At 69.2% G+C, this 22,431-nt stretch carries 26 protein-coding genes; 13 read left to right on the top strand and 13 right to left on the bottom strand.

Translation table 11 applies throughout. The annotated features are described in order from the left end of the window. The first annotated feature begins 6 nt into the window (after positions 1-6). Positions 7-453 (top strand): GNAT family N-acetyltransferase, encoded by a 447-nt coding sequence (locus tag ACQ1RG_RS00315; RefSeq protein ID WP_009376092.1) that lies wholly within the window; start codon positions 7-9, stop codon positions 451-453. Positions 454-478: 25 nt separating this feature from the next. Here the strand turns inward: ACQ1RG_RS00315 and ACQ1RG_RS00310 are convergent, their stop codons facing one another. Further along, a complete protein-coding gene (locus tag ACQ1RG_RS00310; RefSeq protein WP_009376090.1) occupies positions 479-1,111 on the bottom strand; it encodes a heme oxygenase (biliverdin-producing) in 633 nt (210 codons plus the stop codon). A gap of 58 nt (positions 1,112-1,169) precedes the next feature. On the opposite strand from ACQ1RG_RS00310, the gene ACQ1RG_RS00305 reads away from it, so the two are divergent. The 4 genes from ACQ1RG_RS00305 to ACQ1RG_RS00290 are packed head-to-tail and all read left to right on the top strand — an operon-like array spanning position 1,170 to position 4,321. Beyond that, on the top strand, positions 1,170-2,117 hold the full coding sequence (locus tag ACQ1RG_RS00305) for an aldo/keto reductase (protein WP_040341216.1): 948 nt from the start codon (positions 1,170-1,172) through the stop codon (positions 2,115-2,117). Next, a complete protein-coding gene (locus tag ACQ1RG_RS00300) occupies positions 2,114-2,728 on the top strand; it encodes a hypothetical protein (RefSeq protein WP_009376087.1) in 615 nt (204 codons plus the stop codon). Before ACQ1RG_RS00305 ends, ACQ1RG_RS00300 begins: the two co-directional genes overlap by 4 nt. Next, positions 2,725-3,804 (top strand): tRNA (adenosine(37)-N6)-threonylcarbamoyltransferase complex transferase subunit TsaD, encoded by a 1,080-nt coding sequence (gene tsaD, locus ACQ1RG_RS00295; RefSeq protein ID WP_095376444.1) that lies wholly within the window; start codon positions 2,725-2,727, stop codon positions 3,802-3,804. Before ACQ1RG_RS00300 ends, tsaD begins: the two co-directional genes overlap by 4 nt. Then, entirely contained in the window at positions 3,791-4,321 is a 531-nt protein-coding gene (locus ACQ1RG_RS00290; RefSeq protein WP_095376445.1) for an NUDIX domain-containing protein, read from the top strand. Before tsaD ends, ACQ1RG_RS00290 begins: the two co-directional genes overlap by 14 nt. A 3-nt stretch (positions 4,322-4,324) precedes the next feature. Here the strand turns inward: ACQ1RG_RS00290 and ACQ1RG_RS00285 are convergent, their stop codons facing one another. Beyond that, positions 4,325-5,452 (bottom strand): glutamate--cysteine ligase, encoded by a 1,128-nt coding sequence (locus ACQ1RG_RS00285; protein ID WP_101624650.1) that lies wholly within the window; start codon positions 5,450-5,452, stop codon positions 4,325-4,327. Positions 5,453-5,535: 83 nt separating this feature from the next. On the opposite strand from ACQ1RG_RS00285, the gene ACQ1RG_RS00280 reads away from it, so the two are divergent. Further along, the gene (locus tag ACQ1RG_RS00280) at positions 5,536-7,143 is read left to right on the top strand and encodes a glycoside hydrolase family 3 N-terminal domain-containing protein (RefSeq protein ID WP_255248998.1); all 1,608 of its coding nucleotides are present in this window, start codon (positions 5,536-5,538) and stop codon (positions 7,141-7,143) included. Between the two features lie 33 nt (positions 7,144-7,176). On the opposite strand, the gene ACQ1RG_RS00275 is transcribed toward ACQ1RG_RS00280, so the two are convergent. From ACQ1RG_RS00275 to ACQ1RG_RS00245, 7 genes are all read right to left on the bottom strand, one after another. Next, positions 7,177-7,584 (bottom strand): hypothetical protein, encoded by a 408-nt coding sequence (locus ACQ1RG_RS00275; protein WP_430600405.1) that lies wholly within the window; start codon positions 7,582-7,584, stop codon positions 7,177-7,179. A gap of 141 nt (positions 7,585-7,725) precedes the next feature. Next, positions 7,726-8,145 carry a DMT family transporter gene (locus ACQ1RG_RS00270; RefSeq protein ID WP_415711571.1) on the bottom strand — a complete coding sequence of 140 codons (420 nt, stop codon included), beginning with the start codon at positions 8,143-8,145 and terminating at the stop codon, positions 7,726-7,728. A 37-nt stretch (positions 8,146-8,182) separates the two neighbouring features. Beyond that, the gene (locus ACQ1RG_RS00265) at positions 8,183-8,503 is read right to left on the bottom strand and encodes a DMT family transporter (RefSeq protein ID WP_415711572.1); all 321 of its coding nucleotides are present in this window, start codon (positions 8,501-8,503) and stop codon (positions 8,183-8,185) included. A 36-nt stretch (positions 8,504-8,539) separates the two neighbouring features. Further along, positions 8,540-9,028, bottom strand: a complete 489-nt coding sequence (locus tag ACQ1RG_RS00260) for a nucleoside deaminase (protein WP_430600404.1) — start codon at positions 9,026-9,028, stop codon at positions 8,540-8,542. Next, positions 9,025-9,645 (bottom strand): DsbA family oxidoreductase, encoded by a 621-nt coding sequence (locus tag ACQ1RG_RS00255; protein WP_430600403.1) that lies wholly within the window; start codon positions 9,643-9,645, stop codon positions 9,025-9,027. The genes ACQ1RG_RS00260 and ACQ1RG_RS00255 overlap by 4 nt, the downstream gene beginning before the upstream one ends. A gap of 91 nt (positions 9,646-9,736) precedes the next feature. Continuing rightward, on the bottom strand, positions 9,737-10,216 hold the full coding sequence (locus tag ACQ1RG_RS00250; protein ID WP_415711575.1) for a MarR family winged helix-turn-helix transcriptional regulator: 480 nt from the start codon (positions 10,214-10,216) through the stop codon (positions 9,737-9,739). A gap of 116 nt (positions 10,217-10,332) precedes the next feature. Continuing rightward, complete coding sequence (locus ACQ1RG_RS00245; RefSeq protein ID WP_415711576.1) at positions 10,333-10,902, bottom strand: M15 family metallopeptidase; 570 nt, start codon at positions 10,900-10,902, stop codon at positions 10,333-10,335. Positions 10,903-10,988: 86 nt separating this feature from the next. Between ACQ1RG_RS00245 and ACQ1RG_RS00240 the strand changes: the two genes are divergently transcribed. After that, the gene (locus tag ACQ1RG_RS00240; RefSeq protein WP_101624652.1) at positions 10,989-11,663 is read left to right on the top strand and encodes a response regulator transcription factor; all 675 of its coding nucleotides are present in this window, start codon (positions 10,989-10,991) and stop codon (positions 11,661-11,663) included. Positions 11,664-11,688: 25 nt separating this feature from the next. Further along, a complete protein-coding gene (locus ACQ1RG_RS00235; protein WP_063249323.1) occupies positions 11,689-12,753 on the top strand; it encodes a sensor histidine kinase in 1,065 nt (354 codons plus the stop codon). Positions 12,754-12,784: 31 nt separating this feature from the next. Here the strand turns inward: ACQ1RG_RS00235 and ACQ1RG_RS00230 are convergent, their stop codons facing one another. Together ACQ1RG_RS00230 and ACQ1RG_RS00225 are read right to left on the bottom strand one after the other, a co-directional pair. Then, a complete protein-coding gene (locus ACQ1RG_RS00230) occupies positions 12,785-13,618 on the bottom strand; it encodes a sulfurtransferase (protein ID WP_430600401.1) in 834 nt (277 codons plus the stop codon). Between the two features lie 31 nt (positions 13,619-13,649). Continuing rightward, positions 13,650-14,873, bottom strand: a complete 1,224-nt coding sequence (locus ACQ1RG_RS00225; RefSeq protein ID WP_430600400.1) for a class I SAM-dependent methyltransferase — start codon at positions 14,871-14,873, stop codon at positions 13,650-13,652. A 123-nt stretch (positions 14,874-14,996) separates the two neighbouring features. Here ACQ1RG_RS00225 and rsmA point away from each other — a divergent pair, with 123 nt between their 5' ends. Genes rsmA through ACQ1RG_RS00210 form a run of 3 tightly spaced genes read left to right on the top strand, consistent with a single transcriptional unit; the run spans position 14,997 to position 17,513 of the window. Beyond that, a complete protein-coding gene (gene rsmA, locus ACQ1RG_RS00220; RefSeq protein WP_095376454.1) occupies positions 14,997-15,842 on the top strand; it encodes a 16S rRNA (adenine(1518)-N(6)/adenine(1519)-N(6))-dimethyltransferase RsmA in 846 nt (281 codons plus the stop codon). Next, positions 15,839-16,789 (top strand): 4-(cytidine 5'-diphospho)-2-C-methyl-D-erythritol kinase, encoded by a 951-nt coding sequence (locus ACQ1RG_RS00215; RefSeq protein WP_101624654.1) that lies wholly within the window; start codon positions 15,839-15,841, stop codon positions 16,787-16,789. The genes rsmA and ACQ1RG_RS00215 overlap by 4 nt, the downstream gene beginning before the upstream one ends. After that, the gene (locus ACQ1RG_RS00210; RefSeq protein ID WP_009376072.1) at positions 16,782-17,513 is read left to right on the top strand and encodes a FadR/GntR family transcriptional regulator; all 732 of its coding nucleotides are present in this window, start codon (positions 16,782-16,784) and stop codon (positions 17,511-17,513) included. Before ACQ1RG_RS00215 ends, ACQ1RG_RS00210 begins: the two co-directional genes overlap by 8 nt. A gap of 15 nt (positions 17,514-17,528) precedes the next feature. Here ACQ1RG_RS00210 and ACQ1RG_RS00205 read toward each other — a convergent pair whose 3' ends face one another. Both ACQ1RG_RS00205 and ACQ1RG_RS00200 read right to left on the bottom strand, forming a co-directional pair. Beyond that, on the bottom strand, positions 17,529-18,929 hold the full coding sequence (locus ACQ1RG_RS00205; protein WP_009376070.1) for a GntP family permease: 1,401 nt from the start codon (positions 18,927-18,929) through the stop codon (positions 17,529-17,531). Beyond that, a complete protein-coding gene (locus ACQ1RG_RS00200) occupies positions 18,926-19,480 on the bottom strand; it encodes a gluconokinase (protein ID WP_040341214.1) in 555 nt (184 codons plus the stop codon). The genes ACQ1RG_RS00205 and ACQ1RG_RS00200 overlap by 4 nt, the downstream gene beginning before the upstream one ends. 135 nt (positions 19,481-19,615) lie before the next feature. Between ACQ1RG_RS00200 and gndA the strand changes: the two genes are divergently transcribed. Further along, positions 19,616-21,142, top strand: a complete 1,527-nt coding sequence (gene gndA, locus ACQ1RG_RS00195; RefSeq protein WP_100227382.1) for an NADP-dependent phosphogluconate dehydrogenase — start codon at positions 19,616-19,618, stop codon at positions 21,140-21,142. 52 nt (positions 21,143-21,194) lie between these two features. Next, complete coding sequence (locus ACQ1RG_RS00190; RefSeq protein ID WP_430600399.1) at positions 21,195-22,337, top strand: aminotransferase class V-fold PLP-dependent enzyme; 1,143 nt, start codon at positions 21,195-21,197, stop codon at positions 22,335-22,337. Positions 22,338-22,431 lie beyond the last annotated feature (94 nt).

Genomic DNA, 22,431 nt, shown 5'->3' with positions numbered 1-22,431 from the left:
ACTGCGATGACCGTGAGCGTGCGCGAACTGCCGTGGTGGGAGCTGAGCGAGGTCGCCGCGGCCGATGCGCGCATCTTCGGGGCCACCGCGTGGACCCTCCCGTACTACTGGGCCGTCGCCGCCCAGCCGGGCACGGCGATGTTCGTCGCCCGGGACGAGGGTACGGGTGACCTCGCCGGATGGGTCGTCATGTCCGCCGTCGGCTCGGAGGCCGATGTCATGACGATCGCGACCACCGAGGCTGCCCGCGGCCGGGGAGTGGGGCGCACACTGCTGCTCGCGGGCATCGACTGGGCGGACGAGGCAGGAGCGGGCCTCATCCACCTCGAGGTCGCCGACGGCAATGCGCCGGCGCTCGGCCTCTACCGGTCCCTCGGCTTCGAGGAGTGGGGGAGACGGCCGGACTACTATCCCGGCGCCGATGCCGTCCTCATGCGCCGCAGCGTGCGCTGACCAGGCTCAGCCCGGGTGAGGCACCTCAGGCGACGGACTGCTCGCGGGCGGCCGTGAGTTCGGCGAGCAGCGTCCCGTTGAGCGCGAAGGCATCGAGCGTCTCGGCGGTCACCGCCTGTTCGTCTCCGCCGGTGGCGGCGACCTCGTCGAGTCGGGCCCGGTAGGCGTCCTTGTACGGCTTCGTCTTCCCGAGGTCCGAGAAGTCCCACATCGTCAGGGCGTCATCGCCGATCCCGTAGTGCCTGCCCATGAGCGTGCCGATCGCCTGCCCGCCGGAGAGATCGCCCAGGTAGCGCGTGTAATGGTGGGCGATCATCGCCTCCGGGGTCTCGATCGCCGCGAGCCGGCTCGCATAGTCGAGGGCCGCCTCGGTGACGGCGATGTCGCCCGACCCCAGCGCCGTGAGATCGGAGACGATGCGTTCGTGCCTCTCCAGCCGCGGATCGTGGAAGGGCGCGAAGACGGGATCGTCGGCGAACATGCGGGCCCGGTCCTCGAGGGCTGCGTAGATGACCTCGTACTGCGTGAGCAGGGTCGCATACGCCTCGGCGTCGAGCCTGCCCTCCATGAGATTGACCATGAAGTCGGTGTGCTCGACATCGTCGTGGATGACGGCGGTGGCCTCCCGCAGCTGCGCGGAGAACTGCGTCTCGGACATGGCGGCTCCTCACTGTGGCCCGGTGCACCGATTCTATCGCCGCGAGTAGGCTGGAGACATGACACGAGTGCAACTGGCTGACACGAATCTCATGGTCCACCCCCTCCAACTCGGAGGGAACCCGTTCGGGTGGGGTGCCGACCGCGACGAGAGCTTCGCCGTCCTCGATGCCTACGCCGAGGCGGGCGGGAACTTCATCGACACCGCCGACGCCTACTCGGTGTGGGTCGACGGCAACACCGGGGGAGAGTCCGAGACGATCATCGGCGAATGGATGGCCGCCCGCGGCAACCGCGACGAGATGGTCATCGCGACGAAGGTCGGGATGCACCCGAAGCACAAGGGCCTCGACCCGGTGAACATCCGCGAAGCGCTCGACGCCTCTCTGCGACGCCTCGGCACCGACCATGTCGACCTCTACTACGCGCACACCGACGACGAGAAGGTCGACCAGGTCGCCGTGGCCGAGACCTTCGACGCCCTCGTGCGTTCGGGCAAGGTGAGCTACGTCGGTGCCTCGAACTTCAGCCTGGCGCGGCTGAAGTCGGCGATGAAGATCAGCGAGAAGTACTCGCTGGCCCACTACCGGGTCGTCCAGGACAGATTCAATCTCGTCTCCCGGGCGGCCGTCGACCCGGAGAAGCAGGAGTACCTGCGCTCGCGCGGCATCGCCGAACTGCCCTACCACTCGCTCGCCTCGGGCTTCCTCACCGGCAAGCACACGGGCGGAGACGCCACCGGCAGCGTCCGCGGGGACCGGGTCACCGACCTCCTCGACGACCAGGCGGCGCTGCGGGCCCTCGAGGTCCTCCACGACATCGCGAGCAGCCACGACGCCTCGATGACGGCGACGGCCATCGCATGGCAGCTCAGCCATGACTTCATCCCCGCCACGATCGCCTCGGCGCGGGTGCCCGACCAGCTCACCGAGCTCCTCGCCGGCACCGAGCTCGTCCTCACCGATGCCGAGGTGGAAGAGCTGAACACCGCATGGACCGAAGCATGAGCACTCCCGCGCCCCGCCTGGTGACCTGGGAGAACGGCACCGACCTCGTCATCGAGATGCCGCTGTCCGTGGCCCCGGATGCGACCTGGGCGGTCCTGACGGACGGGACCCGCGCCGGTGAGTGGTTCGCGCCTTTCACCGTCGACGGTGACACCGTCACCCTCGAGCTCGAGGGGACCGAGTCCGCGGACTCCGCCCTCGTCGGGGAGATCCTCAGCTGTGAGGCAGACGAGCACGTCCTCGTCGAGTTCCCCGACTTCGGGGTGCTCGGGATCCAGCTCCTGCCCGTCGAGGTCGTCCCCGACCTGCCCGTCGAGGCGGGCCCGGAGGCGGCCGCCGTCTCCGCGATGGGGGTCGTGCCGGCGGGGACCGTGCTCGTCTTCACCCAGTCGGCCGCCGACGAGGAGAGGGCAAGGCGCACGGCCGCGCAGTTCGGTCCGATGTGGGACACGCACCTGCGGATGTTCGCCCGCACCCTCGGCCTCGACGTCCCCGAGGCGAGTGAGGACGACCTCGAGGCGGTCTACGCCGATCTCGACCTCGAGGTCGACGATGAGGCCGAGGATGCGCTCGGCGACGACGACCTCGGCGACGACGGGGGACCGCGGTGAGCGGCCCGCTCGTCCTCGGCATCGAATCCTCGTGCGATGAGACGGGGGTGGGGATCGTCCGGGGCCGGACGCTTCTGACGAACACCGTGTCCTCGTCGATGGACGAGCACGTGCGCTTCGGAGGAGTCGTGCCCGAGGTCGCCTCGCGTGCCCACGTCCAGGCGATCGGCCCGGCGATCGTCGCCGCGTGCGACGAGGCCGGGGTCGAGCTCTCCGAGCTCGACGCGGTCGCCGTCACCGCCGGCCCCGGACTCTCCGGGGCGCTCATGGTCGGCGTCGGCGCGGCGAAGGGACTCGCGGCGGCCCTCGGACTTCCGCTCTACGGGGTCAACCATCTCGCCGCGCACGTCGCCGTCGACCTCGTCGCCGATGACATCGACGGACTGACCACTCCGACGATCGCCCTCCTCGTCTCCGGCGGGCACACCGAGATCCTGCGCATCGGCGACATCGTCGACGACATCGAGCTCCTCGGCGCGACGATCGACGATGCCGCCGGTGAGGCCTTCGACAAGACCGCGCGTCTGCTGGGCCTGAGCTACCCGGGCGGACCGAACGTCTCGAAGGCCGCGCTCGGCCTCCTCGACGGCACCGGGGTGCCCGGGGACCGGAGCGCCGTGCGGTTCCCCCGGGGGCTGGCGAAGAAGAGCGACCTGCGCGACCCCGAGCGTCGGTACAGCTTCTCCTTCTCCGGGCTCAAGACCGCCGCCCTGCGCGAAGTGACGAAGGCGGAGACGCTCGGCACCGACCTGCGGGTCGCCGACATCGCCGCCGGGTTCGAGGACGCCGTCGTCGACGTCCTCGTCACCAAGACCCTGCTCGCCGCGGCCGACACCGGCATCGACCATGTCGTCCTCGGGGGAGGGGTGGCCGCGAACGCCCATCTGCGCGAGGTGCTCGCGACCCGCTGCGCCGAGGCGGGGGTGACCCTGCGGGTGCCGCCGCTGAGCCTGTGCACGGACAACGGTGCGATGGTCGCAGCCCTCGGCGCCGAACTCGTCACCCGCGGTGCCGGACCGAGCGACCTCGGACTCGCCGCCGTCTCGTCCCTGGACGTCGATGATGTCCTCGTCTGAGGAGGAACCTGCTCGCTCGCGGCACCTGCCGGACTCCCTGCCGCCTCGGCGCTCCGGGGACGGCTGGACGCTCGGATCGGACGGGGAGAGGCATTGGGGGCTCAACGGAGCTGCCGGGCTCATGCTCGTCGACCCCGAGCGCGGGGTGCTCATGCAGCACCGGGCCCTGTGGTCGGTCGCCGGCGGGACGTGGGGCTTCCCCGGCGGCGCGCGGGATATGGGCGAGGCGGCGATCGACGCCGCGATCCGAGAGTCCTTCGAAGAGGCCGGGGTGCCCGACCCGGACGGGGACGACGTCGAGATCCTCGACTGCCACGTCCTCGACCTCGACACCTGGACGTACACGACGGTCATCGCACGCACCCGGCGTCCCCTCGAGCCGGTCATCAGCGACCCCGAGAGCATCGAGCTGCGCTGGGTGCCGCTGGGTGAGCTGCGCGATCTCGACCTCCATCCCGGAGTCGCCGCGAGCCTGCCCGAACTCGAGGAGCTGCTGGTCCCGCACCTGCGGGACTGAGCGCTACACGTACGAGGTGCGCAGGTCCCGGATGAGGGACCGGGTGACCTCGGTGAGCGAGCCCGTTGTGTGGAAGACGTCCTCGAGACGCTGATAGGGCACACCACGGGCCATGAGGTCGGTGACCCCGGCGAGCTCCCGGGAGCAGCCGAGACGCTCGGCCACGGGGGCGAGACGTTCGATCTCGTCGGCGATGCATTCGGTGACGAGACGCTCGTCGGCGGCGGCGTTCTCGATGATGATCGCCTCCATCCCGTAGCGGGCGGCGCGCCATTTGTTCTCGTCATGGAACCAGTCGGGCATCGTCGGCAGGGTCTCCCCGGCGTCGAGGCGGGCGGAGAAGTCGTCGACGAGGCACTGGATGAACGCCGTGACCGCGGTGATCTCCTCCATCGTCGGCAGCCCGTCGCAGACGCGGACCTCGACGGTGCCCCAGTTCGGCGCCGGCCGGATGTCCCAGCGGATCTCGTTGAGGTGGTCGATGATGCCGGTCTTGAGCATGTCGGCGACGTACTTCTCGTACGCCTCCCACGAGTCGAACTGGAAGGGCAGGCCCGCGGTCGGCAGCTGCTGGAACATCATCGCGCGGTTCGAGGCGTAGCCGGTGTCCGTCCCACCCCAGAACGGGGAGGAGGCGCTGAGCGCCTGGAGGTGCGGAACGTAGGCGAGCAGCGCATTGAGGATCGGGAGCACTTTGTCCCGGGAGTCGATGCCGACGTGGACGTGGACGCCGAAGATGAGCATGTTCCGGCCCCACCACTGGGTGCGATCGACGAGTTCGAGGTAACGGTCCTTCGCTCTGACCTCCTGCATCTGCCACTGTGCGAAGGGGTGGGTGCCTGCCGACATGAGCTCGATCCCGCGGGCCTCGGTGAGCGTGCGCAGCGCTCCCATCGAGGTCGCGAGGTCATCGGCGACGTCGGCGACTGTGGTGTGGACACCGGAGACGAGTTCGATCGTGTTCGTGAGCATCTCGCCGACGATCCGCTTCTCGAACTCGGGAGCGCGTTCGGCAACGTCGGCGAGGAGGGACTCCGCTGCGGGCGTGAGATCCAGGCTCTCACCGTCGAGCAGAGCGAGTTCCCATTCGACACCGATGGTGGAACGGGCGGAGTGAGCAAAATCGACCATGGACCGATTCTAGTGGGGCAGGGCGACTGGTCCGTGCGGGGTCTTCGCAGACGGACGTGTTTCGCCCCGACTAGCATGGGAGCATGCCAACTCGCATGCGCCTGACGGCTCTGACCACGGCACTCGCCCTCACCCTCACCGGCTGCTCGGCCGGCGGGGGAGGGGCCGGGGACGAAGGGACGCAGCCTTCGGCGGGCTCGGGGACGTCCGCGCCTGCGTCGAGCGAGGCCGTCCCGAGCCCCACTCCTGCCGACTTCGCCGACGAGGCCGCCGATATCGTCGACTCCTTCTCCGATGACGAGCTCGCAGGCTCCCTCATCATCGGGACCTGGTCGGGTACGGGGCCGCAGACCGCAGTGGACATGGTGGAGAAGGACAGCCTCGGCGGGGTCATCGTCATGGCGGACAACCTCTCCGAGACTCCGACCGCCGAGGAGGTCACGCAGCTGACGACGGCCATCGCCGGGGCGAGGACGAAGGGTCAGCCGGTGTCGATCGCCGTCGACCAGGAGGGTGGGCCCGTCTCCCGGCTGAGCACCGCGGCCCTGCCGTTCCCGCCGCTCATGGCCTTCGGCGCCGCGGACGATGAGAAGCTGACGACGACGGCGACGACGGTGCAGGCGGAGAACCTCTCAGACCTCGGGTTCACGATCGACTTCGCCCCGGACTCCGATGTCACGGTGGGACCGAAGGACGTCGCCATCAACGTCCGCTCCGCCGGCGGTGATGCCGAGGACGTCGCCGAGGTGGTCGCCCGTGCCGTCGAGGGCTACGACGCCGGTGGGGTGGCGAGCTCGGCGAAGCACTTCCCCGGGCACGGCCGTCTCACCGTCGACTCGCATGAGGGTCTGCCGGTGTCGGAGAAGTCGATCGACGAACTCGAGGACTCCGACCTCCTCCCCTTCCAGTCGGCCGTCGATGCGGGGGTGCCCATGGTGATGATGGGCCACATCGGCCTGCCCGATGCGAAGACGACACCCGCGAGCCTCAACCCGAAGGCGTACACGGCGCTGCGGGAGAACCTCGGCTTCGACGGCGTCGTCGTCACCGACGCGCTCAACATGGAGGCCGTGACACAGAGCGCGAACGGCGATGCGGCAGTGAACGCGCTCGCCGCCGGCGCCGACCTCGCGCTCATGCCCCCTGACGCGGCAGCCGCGCAGGACGCGGTCGCCGCGGCGCTCGGCGATGGGACGCTCAAGCGCGACGACCTCGTCGAGAAGTCGCGACGGGTCGTCGCGATGCAGCTCGCGACCGCGGCAGCGCAGCAGCAGGACGACCCCGCCGCCAGCCCCGCCGATCCCGAGGCCGTCCTCACCGAGGTCGCCGAGAAGTCGCTCACCGTGCTCAAGGGCGAGTGCGAGTTCGCAGGCACGGATGCGATCTCCATCGTCGGCGGCAGCGAGAAGGAGAAGGCGGCCTTGCGCAGGGCCGCGGAGACTGCGGGCCTGAGCGTGGGCAGCGGGGGGACGACGGTGAGCCTGAGCCCGGGCACCTCCGCCGAGGTGGCCGTCGGCACCGCCGCTCCCTGGACGATGCGCGGCACCCCTGCGAAGTCCGCCGTCACGGCCTATGATTCGAACCCGTATGCGCTCGGGGCCGTCGCGAAATGGCTCAAGGGCGACCTCAGCGCCACAGGACAGCTGCCCGTCGAGTACGAGGGCAGCGACGAGGCCCCGAACTGTCGGTGAAGGTGACCAACAATGAGACCGGCTCGACTGCCGTCAGACGTGACTCGCCATCCACCCGACGGCGAGCGCACCGAAGCCCAGTCCGCGGTCGAACACGACGTTCCATCCGGCGCTCGACCTTTCAGCTGCGCGTGACGAATCTGAATGCCGCATCATTGCTGACAGGGCCGCCGTCTGCCCCACTCCGGACACGAATCCGGTGATGGCTGCAGCGAGGAGGAAATGGACGTAGGATCCGGCGTTGATGAACCCCACGACGGACGGAAAAAGAATGCCGACCGCAGCTGCGAGGACGACGACGGACTGGCATCGATCCGATATGCGGCCTCCGATGAGTCGGCCCATAGCCAGACACAGTTGGATCATCAGCGCGGAGAGTACCGCTGACCATGTGTTTCCTGCGTCGCCGAGAGACGAGAGGACCACCGCATAGAGACTCACTGCGAGAAGGTAACCGAGAAGACCGACGGTCGTGATGGCTACCGTCGAACGTCATGGGTGCTGCGGCGTAGAAGGCGGTGAATCCCCCGCCCGCCGCCGTGGCAATCTGTGCCACGGCGGCGGAGGAGTTCGGATGAGGCCTCATCCGTGTGTTTGTGCTGTCGTCGCGGCGTTGTTCGCTTCCAGTTGCGGACTGTCAGCGAGCTTGAGCCAGACGACACCGCCGATGATGACGGCCAACCAGAAGGCCTTGACGAGGGTGAGGGTCTCGTCGAAGAACACCGGCCCCAGCAGGGCGGCACCGACGGCGCCGATGCCCGCCCAGACCGCGTAGCCGATTCCGACATCGATCCGCTTCAGGGCGACGCTGAGGAAGAACAGGGTCAGGAGGAAGAAGACTATTGCGACGAGTGACCAGGTGAGGTCGGTGAATCCCCTGCTGCCGTTGACGCTGAGGGCGTATCCGACTTCGAAGGCTCCGGCGAGGAGGAGAGCGAGCCAGGGGCCCGCCTTCTTCTCAGTGGTATCGAGGGTGGCGGTGGGGGTGGTTGCAGTGGTCATGGTGATGGTCCTTTCTCAATCGAGTGAAGTGCGGGGTTCAGGCAGTGCCGGCGAGATTGAGTCCGACGACCCCGGCGATGACGACGGCGATTCCGAGTAGCTTCTTCCAGGTCAGTTGCTGTGAGAGGAAGAGTGCTCCGAGGATGACGATTCCGACGCCGGCCAGGGATGTCCACAGCGCGTAGCCGACTCCGACGTCGAAGGTGAGAAGTGCCAGGCTGAGGAAGAAGGTGGCGATGCCGCCGCTGATGAGGGTGGCAACCGTCCACCAGAGTTTGGTGAAGCCCTGCGCCTTTCCGGCTGAGATGCCGACGGCGACTTCGAAGATGACGGCGATGCCGAGATAGATCCAACTCATGATGTCTTTCCTTCCGGGGGTGTGTTTGAACGCTGGTCAGCGTCCGTGATTGGTCTGGGTCTGGACGTAGAGGGAGAAGGGTTTGTTGGCGTGTTCGGTCGGGAGGTGGTGGAGGAGGGACGCGCGGATGTCGTCGGTGATGCCCAGAGCTGAATAGCTGGAGCGATAGTCGAATCCCCATCTGGCGGCGGCATCGCGATCGACGGCGACACAGATGGTCTCCACACCGTGGTCGATGGCGAAGCGATAGCACAGCCCGCAGGGTTCGCCGGTAGCCAGCAGGGCTGTGCCAGCGAGGTCCTTGCGTTCGCCGGCAGAGAGCACTTCGCGCATAGCGACGATCTCAGCGTGCGCGCTTGGGTCCCCTGTTTCCTGTACTCTGTTCACCCCGAACCCGGAGATGATGCCGGTGTCATCGGTGAGCAGACCGACGAACGGCAAGCCTCCTGCTCGGACGTGCTCGATGCTGCTGTCGACGGCGCGTTCCATCGCTTCGGCGAGCACCGTCGATCCGACAGTGCTCATGAGCGCATCTCGCCTGCAGGCGAACTCTCGGCGACAGCGTCGACGATCTTCTTTAACCGGGCAGCGCTTGGGACTCCGCGCACCAGCTGGCCGTCGACCAGGATCGCCGGCACGGAGGTGATGCCGACAGTGTTGGCTGCGTGATCCTGATCTGCCTGCTGACGGGCCCGTCGTTCCTCACTGCGCACAGCGGCTTCCACTTCACTGCGCTCAAGTCCTACCGATTCGGCGACCTCGAGGATGACGGTGTCGTCGCCGATGTCTCGATCGTCGTGGAAGAAGGCAGTGAACATCGCCTCCGAGTACTCCTCAGCCCTGCCGTGTTCCTGTGCGAGCTGCAGCACCATGAATGCCTTTTCAGTGCGTGGCTGCGGTGAGACGGTCGGGAGGGTGATCGGGACGTGGAGGCGCTCGGCCATGGGGTAGACGGCGTCTTTCCAGATACGGGGAAGGTAGTCGTCTTCCGGCCGCAGAGTAGGTACCGGATCAGGTCGCAGTTCGAAGGGCCGGATGGTTACGTCGACGTCGCGGTCGCGCTTGAGTTCCTCGATTGCTCCTTCGACCAAGAAGCAGAACGGGCAGACGTAGTCAATGAAGACATCGATCTTCGTAGTCATGGGGTGAATCCTTTCGGCAGTGTGTCTAAGTAGGTGCATGCACATACATGTAATGAGGTAGAGGAATGCGCTCGTTTCGGGTCATGGGCAATCAGACGGCGAGCTCGCTGATCGTCTTGAATGAGTAGTCGAGGCCGGACAGGTTGAGGTGCGGGTACTGTTCAGCGGTGCTTTTGAGGAGTTCGCGGATCTTCTCCTCGTACGGCTCCCGAATCTCCTCGGCCGAACTCAGGCCCTTGTCGGTGATGACCGCGTAGACTCCGCGGCCATCCTCCGGGCATGTGTCTCGGAATGCCAATCCCTTGTCTTCCATGCGGCCGACGAGGCGGGTCGCTGAACTCTGGTTGAGACCGACGCTGTGAGCGAGATCGTTGATGCGCAGCTCATGATCGGTAGACCGACTCAGGTGCAGGGCCGCGCGGTATTCGGTCAGCCCGATGCCGTAATTGTCGGTGAGCCACTTGCCGAGTGTGGCGTCCACCGCAGCCACTACCGCCGCAATCTGGGCCCATGCTGCACTGAGGTCGTGCGCGGCAGGCGCGACTTCAGCCTCAGAAGAATCTATGTACATGCATGTAAATCTAGCATGGTTGGTGTCGCGATTCACGATTGCGTGCAGAAATTTTCAGGGCGGAGGCTGCCCGTCGAGTACAAGGGCAGCGATGAGGCGCCGAACTGTCGGTGAACTCACCGTCGCATGCGCGGGTCCTCGGTCGGGTCGGCGTACTGCTGCGGGCAGCCGGAGGTCGCGGCGTCCGGGCGGAGTTCGTAGTGCCAGATCTCGTTGCCGTAGATCTGGCACAGTCCGTAGGCCGAACCATGCTGGGAGAGCCAGCTCGAGGCGTCGACGGGACCGATGTCGACCGCGTCGCCGGTGACGTGCGGTGAGGACTCGGGGGTGGCCACCCACCGGGCGGCTTCGGTCCGCGAGCCGTACGTGCTCACCGCGTCGTCGAGGAGACCCTGCTGGTAGGAGGCTGAGCGCCACCCGCTGTTGACGGTGAAGACGACACCGTCCTCAAGGGCCTCGGCGGCGGCCTCCCGGACCGCAGCGCGCAGGTCCGCATCGAGGTTCGCGATACCCGGCAGGTCGACGTCGTCGATCCTCGCAGCCGCGGGAAGGGCCCCGCCGTCGGTCTCCGAACCACCGGCATGGACGGTCACGGCAGCCTCCTCGACGGGTGCGGTCGAGGCGCAGCCGGTGAGGCCGAGGGCGAGGGCCGAGACAAGGGTGAGGGTGATGATCTGTGCGTTCATGCCCCCAGTCAACGCGGACCCGTGTTGCCGGAGCGTATGCGGAAATCGATACACGGACGATAGGTGTGGGCCGATACGCTGGGCAGATGCGTGTGCTGATCGTCGAGGACGAACCCGATATGGCCGAGGCCGTGCGCAGCGGACTGCGCCTCGAGGCGATCGCCGCCGACATCGCCCATGACGGGGACACGGCCCTCGAACTCCTCGCGGTCAACGCCTACGACCTGGCCGTCCTCGACCGGGACATCCCCGGACCCTCGGGTGATGAGATCGCCGAGCACATCGTCGCCTCGGGAACCGGCATACCCATCCTCATGCTCACCGCCGCGGACCGGATCGACGACCTCGCCACCGGGTTCGCACTCGGGGCCGACGACTACCTGACGAAGCCGTTCGAACTGCGCGAACTCGTCCTCCGGCTCCGTTCCCTCGACCGTCGCCGGGACCGCCACCGCGCCCCGACCCTCGAGATCGCCGGCCTCACCCTCGACCCGTTCCGGCGCGAGGTCTACCGCGACGGCCGCTACATCGCGCTCACCCGCAAGCAGTTCGCCGTCCTCGAAGTCCTCATGAGCGCCGGCGGCGGGGTCGTCAGCGCCGAAGAGCTCCTCGAGAAGGCGTGGGACGAGAACGCCGACCCGTTCACCAACGCCGTGCGCATCACGGTCTCCGCCCTGCGCAAACGCCTCGGACAGCCCGGCCTCATCGTCACCGTCCCCGGGGTCGGCTACCGGGTCGGGCAGGAGCCGACCGGTGAGTGAGCAGCCCCCGCCTAGGCGGCCGGGAATGAGCGTGCGATGGAAGCTCACCCTCAGCTACGCGGGGTTCCTCATCGTCGCCGGCATCCTCCTCCTCGCCGTCGTGTGGATCTTCCTCCTGCGCTACGTCCCGAACATCCCCATCAGCGCCCCCGACGGCTTCGTGCCCAACCGCTCCGACCTGCAGCGGGCGTTCTTCCCCGCCGCCGCGGCCACCCTTGGCTTCCTCCTCGTCGTCGGCCTCCTCGGCGGCTGGATCCTCGCCGGACGCATGCTCACCCCGCTCGCGAAGATCACCCGCGCCGCCCGGCGCGTGGCCGGCGGTGAGCTCGCGCATCGGATCCGGATGGGCGGGCGCAGCGACGAGATCCGCGAACTCGCCGACGTCTTCGATGCGATGCTCGACCGCGTCGAGGCCCACGTCGGTGAGCAGCAGCGCTTCGCCGCGAACGCCTCCCACGAACTGCGGACCCCGCTGGCGATCTCGCAGGCGATCCTCGACGTCGCCGCACAGGACCCCGACCGGGACGTGCGCGGCGACCTCGACCGGCTCCGGGCCGTCAACGCCCGCTCGATCGCACTCACCGAGGCGCTGCTCCTGCTCAGCCGTGCCGGCAGCCAGCCCGCCCGCACCGAACCGAGCGACCTCTCCCTCCTCGCCGAGGACGCCGTCGAGACCCTCGTGCCCTTCGCCGATGAGCGGGGCGTGAGCATCGCCGTCGACACCGAGAGCGCACCGGTGAGCGGTGACCCCGTGCTGCTCACCCAGATGGCGAGCAACCTCGTCCACAACGCGATCGTCCACAACACGGCCGAACACGGCGTCATCGAGGTGCGGACGGGAACGAGCGATGGGCACTCGACGCTGATCGTCGAGAACACGGGACCCGTGGTCTCGGACGCGCAGGCGGCCACGCTCACCGAACCGTTCCAACGCGGCAGCGACCGCGTCCGCGACGACGGGCATGCCGGAGTCGGACTCGGTCTCGCGATCGTCACGACGATCGTGGGCACCCATGGCGGCACACTCACGCTCACGCCGAGGCGCGTCGGGGGACTGCGCGTCGACGTCGTCCTGCCCGCGGCAGGCTGAGACCGCCCCCTACCGCCGGGTCACTGCAGGGTCACGCCCCGGTCGCGACGCTGCGACTGGGATCGGACGACCATCCCGACCAGCTCGCGGGGTAGAGGCTTGAGCCGACTCCGAGGCTCGCGAGCACCATCGCGTTATGGCAGGCCGTGACCCCGGACCCGCAGTAGACGGCGACGGGATCGTCGAGCGCCCCGAGCTCGGAGAAGCGCTTCCGCAGCGCCTCCTCACTGAGGATGCGACCGCCCTCGGCGTTCTCCGTCACGGGAGCGTTCTTCGCCCCCGGGATGTGCCCGGCCTGGGAGTCGAACGGCTCGGTCTCTCCACGGAAGCGCTCGGGCGCGCGGGCGTCGAGGAGCACCCCGTCCCACTGGGCGGCGGTGTCGGCGTCGATGACGGGCATCGACCCCGGAGTGATGACAACGGAGGAGGGTTCGACGGGGGAACCGGCACCGAACTCGAGGTCACCGCCGGCGGCCACCCACGCGTCGATGCCGCCGTCGAGGACACGGGCGCTCAGCCCCGCCCACCGGAGCAGCCACCACGCGCGGGCGGCCCCGAGGCCTGCGTTGTCGTCGTAGACGATGACCTCGGTGTCCGTGTCGATGCCCCAACCTCGTACGGTCTCCTCGAACCGGGCGGGACTCGGCAGCGGGTGGCGTCCCGCGCGGGGATCGCTGCGGTCGGGGTCGGCCAGCTCAGAATCGAGGTCGACGTAGATCGCGTGCGGCAGGTGGCCGCGGGCGAAGTCGTCCCGCCCGTCGGGTCGGAGCTGCGTCCAGCGGACGTCGAGCAGCCTCGGCGGAATCCGGCGGGCAGTGAGCCCGGAGAGCTCCTCGGCGGTGATGAGGACATCGGAGCGGGACATGGGATCTCCTTCGTGTCTGTGCCTCTCGACTCTACCGCTCGAGCGGCCGGGTGAGGAGGACGATGTGCTTGTCCCCGAGGCGGGTGAAGACGAGCGTCGCCTTGTCCCCCTTGGGGAGCTTGAGCTGACGGCGCACCTGGTCGGGGACGATGTCGGCGCCGCGCTTCTTGATGACGACGGACCCGATGCCGCGGGACACGAGCTCCTTGCGCAGGCTGGGGATCTTCGCGGGCAGGACATCGACGATCTCAAACGCGCTCACCCCGGCAGCGGCCGGTCCCGTGGGGGCGGTGTCCGTCGTGAGGTAGGCGATCGACGGGTGGAGGCGACGGGCCTGCAGGGGACCGGTGAGCGCAGTGACGAGACCCGCGCGCACGATCGCGCCGTCGGGTTCGAGGAGGTAGGACCCGAGCTCGCCGATGGCCTCCTCGTCGGTCTCGGGCACGTCGTCCTCGTGGACGAGGAGGGTGCGCTCGCCCATGACGAGGGCGCTGCGACCGGCACGCTGCCGGGCGGTGCCGAAGTAGAGGCAGACCTCGACGACGTCGCCGTCGTGGGAGACCCACTGGGCCTCCGCCTCGGCGGGGATGAGGTCGTGGTCGAGGGCGGGACCGAGCTTGACACCGGCCGCGGGCGCCTGAGCCGCGGTCTCGAGCACCCAGGACAGGGACGGGGAGAATTCGTCGGGGTCGGTGATCCGCGCGGTCGCCCCGCGGGCGTTCGCCCGCCCGATCCGCCGCCGGGCGGGATCGAACCACAGGGCATCGAAGCCGGCGGTGTCGACGTCCTCGGCCCGGGCGTGGGAGACCTCGGCACTGGGCAGGTGGCGGAGGTTGAAGCTCGCGAGCGCGGCGGTGACCTCGTCGGCGTCGACGGCTGCCACCTCGGCGCCGAGACCGGCGAACGCGAACGCATCGGCCCCGATCCCGCACCCAAGGTCGGCGATGCGCACGCTTTCGGGGGAGTCGTGACCGGCCAACAGGCGCCTGGCATGGTGGGCGGCCACGGGCAGGCGGGTGGCCTGAGCGAGGCCGTCGCGGGTGAAGAGCATCTCGGCGGCGTAGGGACCGAACTTGCCCACCGCCTCCTTCCGCAGCTGCGCCTGGGTGAGCAGGGCCGCGGTCACCTCGGCGGAGAAGCCCTCCCGGCGCAGGGCCGCCGACCGGGCGAGATCGTCCGCGGGAAGGTCGTCGATCGTCTCGAGGCGCTCGAGGACGGTGACGTCGAGGAGTTCGGTGAGGGTCTGCGGATCCATGCGTGCCAGCCTATCGTCCCGTTCGCCCCGGCCGACGTCCGGTTGCCCTGTCGGATTCCCGTCCCGACCCACCCGGTGTGTTCGACGGATGCGGCGGAGAATCCGTGCGGTAGGTTGTGGGGTGTGACGTTACTGACCGCTCGCGACATCCGCGACATCGCCGCTGACATCGGTCTGCGCCCGACGAAGCAGAAGGGCCAGAACTTCGTCATCGACCCCAACACCGTCCGCTCGATCGTCGCCGCGGCAGGTCTTGAGGGGGCGCAGAACGTCGTCGAGATCGGGCCCGGCCTCGGCTCGCTCACGGTGGGCCTCCTCGAGGCCGGCCACGCCGTCACCGCCGTCGAGATCGACGAGGTCCTCGCCGATCGCCTGCCGACGACGATCGCGGCCTTCGCCCCGGAGGCCGCCGAGCGCTTCGATCTCGTGGGCGCCGATGCCCTGCGGGTCACCGAGCTGCCGAACCCGCCCGAGGCGCTCGTGGCGAACCTGCCCTACAACGTCGCCGTCCCCGTCCTCCTCCACTTCCTCGAGACCTTCCCGAGCCTGCGGACCGTCCTCGTCATGGTCCAGCTCGAGGTCGCCGAACGCCTCGCCGCGGCCCCGGGCTCCCGTACCTACGGGGTCCCCAGCGTCAAGGCCCAGTGGTACGGCGAGGTGGCCCTGGCCGGGCGGATCGGGAAGAACGTCTTCTGGCCGGCCCCGAACATCGACTCCGGGCTCGTGCGCATCGACGTGACCCGCACCGACCGGGACCCCGAGTCCCGCACCCGCCTCTTCACCCTCGTCGACGCCGCCTTCGCCCAGCGACGCAAGACCCTGCGCGCGGCGCTGGCCGGGTGGGCCGGCAGCCCCCAACGGGCCGAGGAGATCCTCGTCGCCGCGGGGATCGACCCCCGCACGCGCGGTGAGGCCCTGAGCGTGTCCGACTTCGAACGCCTCGCCGAGGCGGCGGGGGAGACCGCGTGAGTGCGCCGACCCCGCTCCGCCCGGGAACCCCGGCCCCGGTCACGGTCCGGGCACCGGGGAAGATCAACGTCCACCTCGGCGTCGGGGGCGTCGACGAGCACGGATACCACACACTCGCCACGGTCTTCCAGGCCCTCGGCATGGTCGAGACGCTCACCCTCATCCCCGGTGGGACGGGCACGATCCTCGTCCAGGGGCGGTACGCCGACGAGACCGTGCCGGTCGGGGAGTCCAACCTCGCCAGACGCGCGATCACCCTCCTCATCACCGCGTTCGAAGCCGAGCGTGACGTCGAGGTGCTGCGCGACCTCGACATCGTCATCGACAAGCAGGTGCCCGTGGCCGGCGGGATGGGCGGGGGATCCGCCGACGCCGCGGCGGCCCTGACCGGGGCCGCCCACCTCATCGGCGGCGTCGACGCCGAGGTCCTCGCCGACCTCGCCCTCGAGATCGGCGCCGACGTGCCCTTCCTCCTGCGCGGGGGCACGGCGATCGGCCGGGGCCGCGGGGAGGAGCTCAGCTCCGTGCTCACCCGCGGGCAGTTCCACTGGGTCATGGCCACCTCGGCGGGACAGCTGTCGACCCCGGAGGTCTACGGCCGCTTCGACGAGCTCACCCCCGATCCCGCCCCCGCCGAGGTGCCCGCAGAGGTGCTCACGGCGCTCGCCGCCGGCGATGTCGATACGCTGGCCGCCGCCGCAGGCAACGACCTCACCGAGGCGGCCCTGTCCCTGCGCCCCGAACTCGCCGAGGTCATCGAGGCCGGTCGTGAGGCCGGTGCGCTGCTGCCTCTGCTCAGCGGGTCGGGTCCCACCGTCGGGTTCCTCGCCCGCGACGCCCGCCACGCCCTTGACTTGGCCGTCCTCCTCCAGGCCACCCGCGGGGTCAAGGAAGCCCTGCGGACGACGGGACCGGCACCCGGCGCGCACGTGGTCACCGATGGCTGAGACCCCGACCGGCCGGGCGGGGGAGAACCTCCACGGTCGGGTCCTCGACGCGATCGGACGCGACATCGTCTCCGGGCAGCTGCCGCCCGGTGTCGTCGTCAAGGCCGAGGAGCTGCGCGCCCGCTACGACGTCTCCCTCTCCGTCGTCCGCGAAGCCGTGCGTGTCCTCGAGTCCCTCGGGATGGTCAGGCCGGTGCGCCGCCTCGGGCTCATCATCCTCGCGATGAGCGAGTGGACGATCCTCGACCCGCTCGTCGTGCGCTGGCGGATGGCCGAGACCCCGGCCAGGCAGCTGCGCTCGCTCACCGAGCTGCGGGTGGCGATCGAACCCGAGGCCGCGGGCCTCGCCGCGACCTTCGCCGACGCCGCCGAAGCCGAGGAGATCATGCGGCTTGCCGCCCGGATGCGCTCGTCGGGGCGCACCGGTGAGGTCGAGGCCTTCCTCGAGGCCGATGCGGCGTTCCACCGGGCGGTGCTGCGCGCTGGGGGCAATGAGCTCTTCGCGTCCTTCGACACGGTCGTCGCCGAGATCCTCGCCGGGCGCACCGAGGAGGGCCTGCAGCCGCAGTACCCGCACCCCGATGCGCTGCAGTGGCACTTCGACGTCGCTGACGCGATCGGCTCCCAGCAGCCAGAGCGGGCACGGGAGGCGATGGCGAAGATCGTCGCCAAGGCCTACGACGAGATGTCGTCGGTGTGGGAGGGCGAACCCCGCCGCCCGTGACGGGGTGCCCGCCGCTCAGAACGCGCTGACGATTCCGAAGAGCGCGAGGCTGAAGGCGAAGCCGACGAGGCCGAGGATCGTCTGCCCGACCGTCCACGTCTTCAGGGTCGTCTTCGTATCCATCCCGAAGAAGCGGGAGACGAGCCAGAAGCCCGAGTCGTTGACGTGGCTGGCGACGACGGAGCCTGCGGCGAGCGAGAGGACGATCGCGACGACCTGGAGCTCCGAGAAGTCCGGGCTGCCGACGACGATCGGCTGGAGGAGTGCGGCCGCGGTCGTCAGCGCCACGGTCGCCGACCCCTGGGCGACGCGGACGATCGCGGCGATGACGAAGCCGGCGACGATGACCGGCAGGCCGAGGGCGGCAAGCGTGTCGGCGATCGAGTCGCCGATCCCGCTCGCGCGCAGCACCCCGCCGAACATGCCGCCGGCACCGGTGATGAGGACGATCGAGCACACGGGTCCGAGCGCGGAGTCGACGACGGTGTCGACGAGCGAACGGCTCTTGTGCTGGCGCCACCCGAGCAGCCACATCGCCGTGAGCACGGTGATGAGCAGGGCGATCGGCGTCTCACCGAGCATCCGCAGCACCGTGACCGGCGTCGATTCCGGATCGACCCAGCCGGCTTCGGCGGCGAAGCCGAGCCCAGTGTTGAAGGAGATGAGGACGAGCGGAAGGGCGAGGAGGACGATGACGGTGCCCAGCCTCGGCGTGGAGCGGAAGTCGGAGAACTCATCTGAGCGTCCGGAGAGGATCGTCGGGACGGGCACGTCGATGCGCCTGCCGATGACGAGGCCGAAGAGGTAGCCGCACAGATACCAGGAGGGCACGGCGATGAGGAGCCCGCAGAGGAGGACGAGGCCGACGTTGGCCCCGAGCAGGCCGGAGGCGGCGACCGGTCCGGGATGGGGTGGGACGAAGATGTGCATCGCCGAGAACGCGATCGCCGCAGGGAAGGCATAGAGGAGCAGGGAGCCGCCGAGGCGGCGGGCGACGGTGAAGATGATCGGGAGCATGACGACGAGGCCGGCGTCGAAGAAGATCGGGAACCCGAAGAGCAGGGACGTCACCCCGAGCGCGAGCGGTGCCCGCTTCTCACCGAAGACCCTGATGAGACGGTCGGTGAGCACTTCGGCTCCGCCGGAGAGCTCGAGGAGGCGACCGAGCATGGCGCCGAGGCCCACGAGGAGGGCGACGCTGGCCAGGGTCGAGCCGAAGCCGTCGTAGAGGACGTCGACGAGGTCGGCCGGGCGGATGCCCGCCGCAAGCGCGGTGAGGACGCTGACGACGACGAGGGCGATGAAGGCGTGGAGGCGCAGACGGATGATGAGGACGAGGAGGAGCCCGATCGCTGCGGCGGCGATGCCGAGGAGGGCGGGTGCGGGAAGGGTCCAGGCCAGGTCGATCTCGGTCATGCGTCCTCGTCGTCGAGGGTCGGACTCGGGCGTGTCAGCGCCGCGAAATGGTGGGGGAGGCGGTCGACGATGGTCCGGCACACCTCGGTGAGCGGCTGCTCGATCGAAACGATCATGTGCGCCTCATCCGGCTCGAGGGGTTCGAGAGTGGCGAGCTGGGACTGAAGCAGCGTCGGCGACATGAATTCGTGGGACCGCTTGGCCAGGTGCTCGGTGATGACCGAGGCCGGACCGTCGAGGTGGATGAAGAACGTCGACGGAGCCGTGGCTCGCAGGAGGTCCCGGTACGAGCGCTTGAGCGCCGAACAGGCGACGAGCGGGGGCGGGGTGCGGGCGAGTTCGACGGCGATCGACCGCAGCCAGGGGATCCGGTCGGCATCGTTCAGCGGGATGCCCGCGTGCATCTTCGCCTTGTTCGCCGGAGAATGGAGATCATCGCCGTCGATGAAGGCCACCTTGAGCAGGGCGGCCACCTGGCGGCCCGCCGCCGTCTTGCCGGTCCCGGACACTCCCATGATGACCAACGGTGGGAGGGAATGGGGCAGGTCCATGAGAACCTCTCGAAAACATATGATGATATTGATATGCTCTGCAGAATAAAACAGAGTTATTGAACCGTATGGGACACTCGAGCGAGTGTCAACAGCTCGGGACGATGACGCCCTGTCCGGATGGAGGGACTGCTGATGAACGCCGATGTCGCTGTGATCGGGACCGGAGTGATGGGCTCGAACCTCGCCCGCAACCTCGCCCGGCAGCCTGAGACCCGCGTGGCGATCTACGACCTCGACGTCGACCGCGCCCGCGCGGTGGCCGCAGCCCACCCCGAGGCCGGATTCCTCGTCGCCGAGACCCCGGCCGCGCTCGCACAGATGCTCTCAACCCCGCGGGTGGCGATCCTCATGGTCAATGCCGGACCCGCCACGGACGCGGCGATCGCCGACATCGCAGCGGTGTTCGAACCCGGAGACATCATCGTCGACGGCGGCAACTCCCTCTTCACCGACACCATCGTCCGAGGTGAGCAGCTCGAAGGCACCGGAATCGAGTTCGTCGGGGTCGGCATCTCCGGCGGCGAGGTGGGCGCGCTGCTCGGGCCGTCGATGATGGTCGGCGGCTCCGAGGCGGCGTGGCAGCGCCTCCGTCCCCTGCTCACTCCGATCGCCGCCCGTGCCGAGGTCGCCGGCCTCGAGGCGCCCGTGCCGTGCGTCGCCCACATCGGCACCGACGGTGCCGGGCACTTTGCGAAGATGGTCCACAACGGCATCGAGTACGCGGACATGCAGCTCATCGCCGAGGCGTGCCGGATCCTGCGCGACGACCTCGGGCTCAGCCCCGCCGCGATCTCCGCGGTGCTCACGGAATGGAACGCCGGCGAACTCGAGTCCTACCTCATCGAGGTCACCGCCGAGGTCCTCGCCCACACCGATGCGGCCACCGGACTGCCCTTCGTCGACATCGTCGCCGACGCCGCCGGGGCGAAGGGGACGGGGGCATGGACGGCGAAGGTCGGCCTCGACCTCGGGGTGCCCGTGCCGACGATCGCCGAGGCGGTCTTCGCCCGGTCCCTGTCCCAGGCCGGTGCCCTGCGCGCCCTCGGCGCAGACATCCCCGGTCCCGTCGGGAACACCGAGCCCCTGTCCACGGGGGACCGGAACGCTGCCGGCGGGCCGACGGGGGAGCGGGCCGCTGCCGACGGGGACGACCCCGTCGCTCCCGACCGCCTCGGCGAGCGGATCGAAACGGTTCGGCAGGCGCTCTTCGCGGGCAAGATCCTCGCCTACGTCCAGGGCTTCGACGAGATCGCGGCCGGGGCACAGGCGTACGGGTGGGACGTCGACCTCGGCGAGCTCGCCTCGATCTGGAGGGCCGGGTGCATCATCCGGGCCCGCGTCCTCGACCGGATCGTCGCCGCCTACGATCGGCAGGAGGGGCTCGGCTCGCTTCTGGCCGACGATGAGCTGCGCGCCGAAGTCGGTCAGGCTCAGGGGGCGCTGCGCTCGGCCGTCGGGGCAGCGATCGGGCAGGGGATCCCGGTGCCCGCGCTCTCTTCGGCGCTTGCCTACCTCGACGGGATCCGCGCTCCGCGGGCGACGGCGGCGATCATCCAGGCGCAGCGGGACTTCTTCGGCTCCCACACCTACGGCCGCGTCGACCGACCGGGGATCTTCCACACGCTGTGGTCGGGCGACCGGAGCGAAGTCGAACTCTGAGCGCCGCAACGGTTCGGTGGCCCCGGGCCTGCGAACATGGCACTGTGGGACTATGACTGAGACCACGCTGCCCCACGACGACATCGACCCCGACGGCCTCCTCGAGTACTCGGTGGTCTTCACCGACCGCTCCCTCAACCACATGTCCGCACGGTTCGTCTCCGTCATGCAGGAGATCAACCGGATTCTGCGCACCGCCTACGACGCCGATGCAGCGGCCATCGTCCCCGGCGGCGGCACCTATGCGATGGAGTCCGTGGCGCGACAGATCGCGACGGGGAAGAAGTGCCTCATCCTCCGCAACGGGCTCTTCTCGTACCGCTGGTCGCAGATCCTCGATGCCGGATCGATCGCAGACGAGACCGTCGTCCTCCCCGCCGTCCCCGACTCCGACGACGCGCAGGCGGCATGGTCGCCCGCCCCCATCGCCGAGGTCGTCTCAGCGATCGAACGCGAACGCCCCGCCGTCGTCTTCGCCCCCCACGTCGAGACGGCCTCGGGCATGCTCCTGCCCGATGAGTACATCCGGGCGGTCGCCGAGGCGGTCCATGCGGTGGGCGGCGTCTTCGTCCTCGACTGCATCGCCTCGGGCGCGGTGTGGGTGTCGATGCGCGACCTCGGCGTCGACGTCCTCATCAGCGCCCCGCAGAAGGGGTGGAGCGGCTCACCGTGCGCCGGCTACGTCATGCTCAGCAAGGGCGGTCGTGCCGCGGTCGACGTGGGCACCTCGACGAGCTTCGCACTCGATCTCAAGAAGTGGCTGTTCATCGCCGACGAGTACGAGGCCGGTCGCGCGCCCTACCATGCGACGATGCCCACCGATGCGCTCGCCCACAACGCCGCGCTCATGCGCGAGACCGAGGAGCGCGGCTTCGACAAGCTCGAGGCCGCGCAGTTCGAACTCGGCGAGCGGGTCCGCGCGGTCCTCGCCGCCCGGGAGCTTCCCTCGGTCGCCGCTGCCGGGTACCAGGCGCCGAGCGTCGTCGTCGTCCATACGAGGAACCCACAGCTGGCCAACGGGGCGGCTTTCAAGGAGGTCGGTGTCCAGGTCGCGGCGGGAGTGCCGCTGCACACCGGTGAGCAGGAGGGCTTCACGACGTTCCGGATCGGGCTCTTCGGCCTCGACAAGCTCGGTGACATCGACGGCACCGTCGCCCGCCTCGAGAAGGCCCTCGACGAGGTCGACATCGTCTGACACTCGTCGGGTCGCGGCCCATGCGCGCGGTGGTTGCGGCACCGTAACGAGTCGGCATCGCAACTGATCAGTGTCCGCCCGATCGCTCTGTTCG

Source organism: Brevibacterium sp. K72 (assembly GCF_050562175.1).
In the GTDB taxonomy this organism is placed as follows: domain Bacteria; phylum Actinomycetota; class Actinomycetes; order Actinomycetales; family Brevibacteriaceae; genus Brevibacterium; species Brevibacterium casei.
This window is presented reverse-complemented; position numbering and strand designations above follow the sequence as displayed.

Bases quoted from the DNA above. Each gene is read 5' to 3' on its own strand.
- ACQ1RG_RS00315 (WP_009376092.1), top strand. From the start codon at position 7: ATGACCGTGAGCGTGCGCGAACTGCCGTGGTGGGAGCTGAGCGAGGTC.
- ACQ1RG_RS00310 (WP_009376090.1), bottom strand. From the start codon at position 1,111: ATGTCCGAGACGCAGTTCTCCGCGCAGCTGCGGGAGGCCACCGCCGTC.
- ACQ1RG_RS00305 (WP_040341216.1), top strand. From the start codon at position 1,170: ATGACACGAGTGCAACTGGCTGACACGAATCTCATGGTCCACCCCCTC.
- ACQ1RG_RS00300 (WP_009376087.1), top strand. From the start codon at position 2,114: ATGAGCACTCCCGCGCCCCGCCTGGTGACCTGGGAGAACGGCACCGAC.
- ACQ1RG_RS00290 (WP_095376445.1), top strand. From the start codon at position 3,791: ATGTCCTCGTCTGAGGAGGAACCTGCTCGCTCGCGGCACCTGCCGGAC.
- ACQ1RG_RS00285 (WP_101624650.1), bottom strand. From the start codon at position 5,452: ATGGTCGATTTTGCTCACTCCGCCCGTTCCACCATCGGTGTCGAATGG.
- ACQ1RG_RS00280 (WP_255248998.1), top strand. From the start codon at position 5,536: ATGCCAACTCGCATGCGCCTGACGGCTCTGACCACGGCACTCGCCCTC.
- ACQ1RG_RS00270 (WP_415711571.1), bottom strand. From the start codon at position 8,145: ATGACCACTGCAACCACCCCCACCGCCACCCTCGATACCACTGAGAAG.
- ACQ1RG_RS00265 (WP_415711572.1), bottom strand. From the start codon at position 8,503: ATGAGTTGGATCTATCTCGGCATCGCCGTCATCTTCGAAGTCGCCGTC.
- ACQ1RG_RS00260 (WP_430600404.1), bottom strand. From the start codon at position 9,028: ATGAGCACTGTCGGATCGACGGTGCTCGCCGAAGCGATGGAACGCGCC.
- ACQ1RG_RS00255 (WP_430600403.1), bottom strand. From the start codon at position 9,645: ATGACTACGAAGATCGATGTCTTCATTGACTACGTCTGCCCGTTCTGC.
- ACQ1RG_RS00250 (WP_415711575.1), bottom strand. From the start codon at position 10,216: ATGTACATAGATTCTTCTGAGGCTGAAGTCGCGCCTGCCGCGCACGAC.
- ACQ1RG_RS00245 (WP_415711576.1), bottom strand. From the start codon at position 10,902: ATGAACGCACAGATCATCACCCTCACCCTTGTCTCGGCCCTCGCCCTC.
- ACQ1RG_RS00240 (WP_101624652.1), top strand. From the start codon at position 10,989: ATGCGTGTGCTGATCGTCGAGGACGAACCCGATATGGCCGAGGCCGTG.
- ACQ1RG_RS00235 (WP_063249323.1), top strand. From the start codon at position 11,689: ATGAGCGTGCGATGGAAGCTCACCCTCAGCTACGCGGGGTTCCTCATC.
- ACQ1RG_RS00230 (WP_430600401.1), bottom strand. From the start codon at position 13,618: ATGTCCCGCTCCGATGTCCTCATCACCGCCGAGGAGCTCTCCGGGCTC.
- ACQ1RG_RS00225 (WP_430600400.1), bottom strand. From the start codon at position 14,873: ATGGATCCGCAGACCCTCACCGAACTCCTCGACGTCACCGTCCTCGAG.
- ACQ1RG_RS00210 (WP_009376072.1), top strand. From the start codon at position 16,782: ATGGCTGAGACCCCGACCGGCCGGGCGGGGGAGAACCTCCACGGTCGG.
- ACQ1RG_RS00205 (WP_009376070.1), bottom strand. From the start codon at position 18,929: ATGACCGAGATCGACCTGGCCTGGACCCTTCCCGCACCCGCCCTCCTC.
- ACQ1RG_RS00200 (WP_040341214.1), bottom strand. From the start codon at position 19,480: ATGGACCTGCCCCATTCCCTCCCACCGTTGGTCATCATGGGAGTGTCC.
- gndA (WP_100227382.1), top strand. From the start codon at position 19,616: ATGAACGCCGATGTCGCTGTGATCGGGACCGGAGTGATGGGCTCGAAC.
- ACQ1RG_RS00190 (WP_430600399.1), top strand. From the start codon at position 21,195: ATGACTGAGACCACGCTGCCCCACGACGACATCGACCCCGACGGCCTC.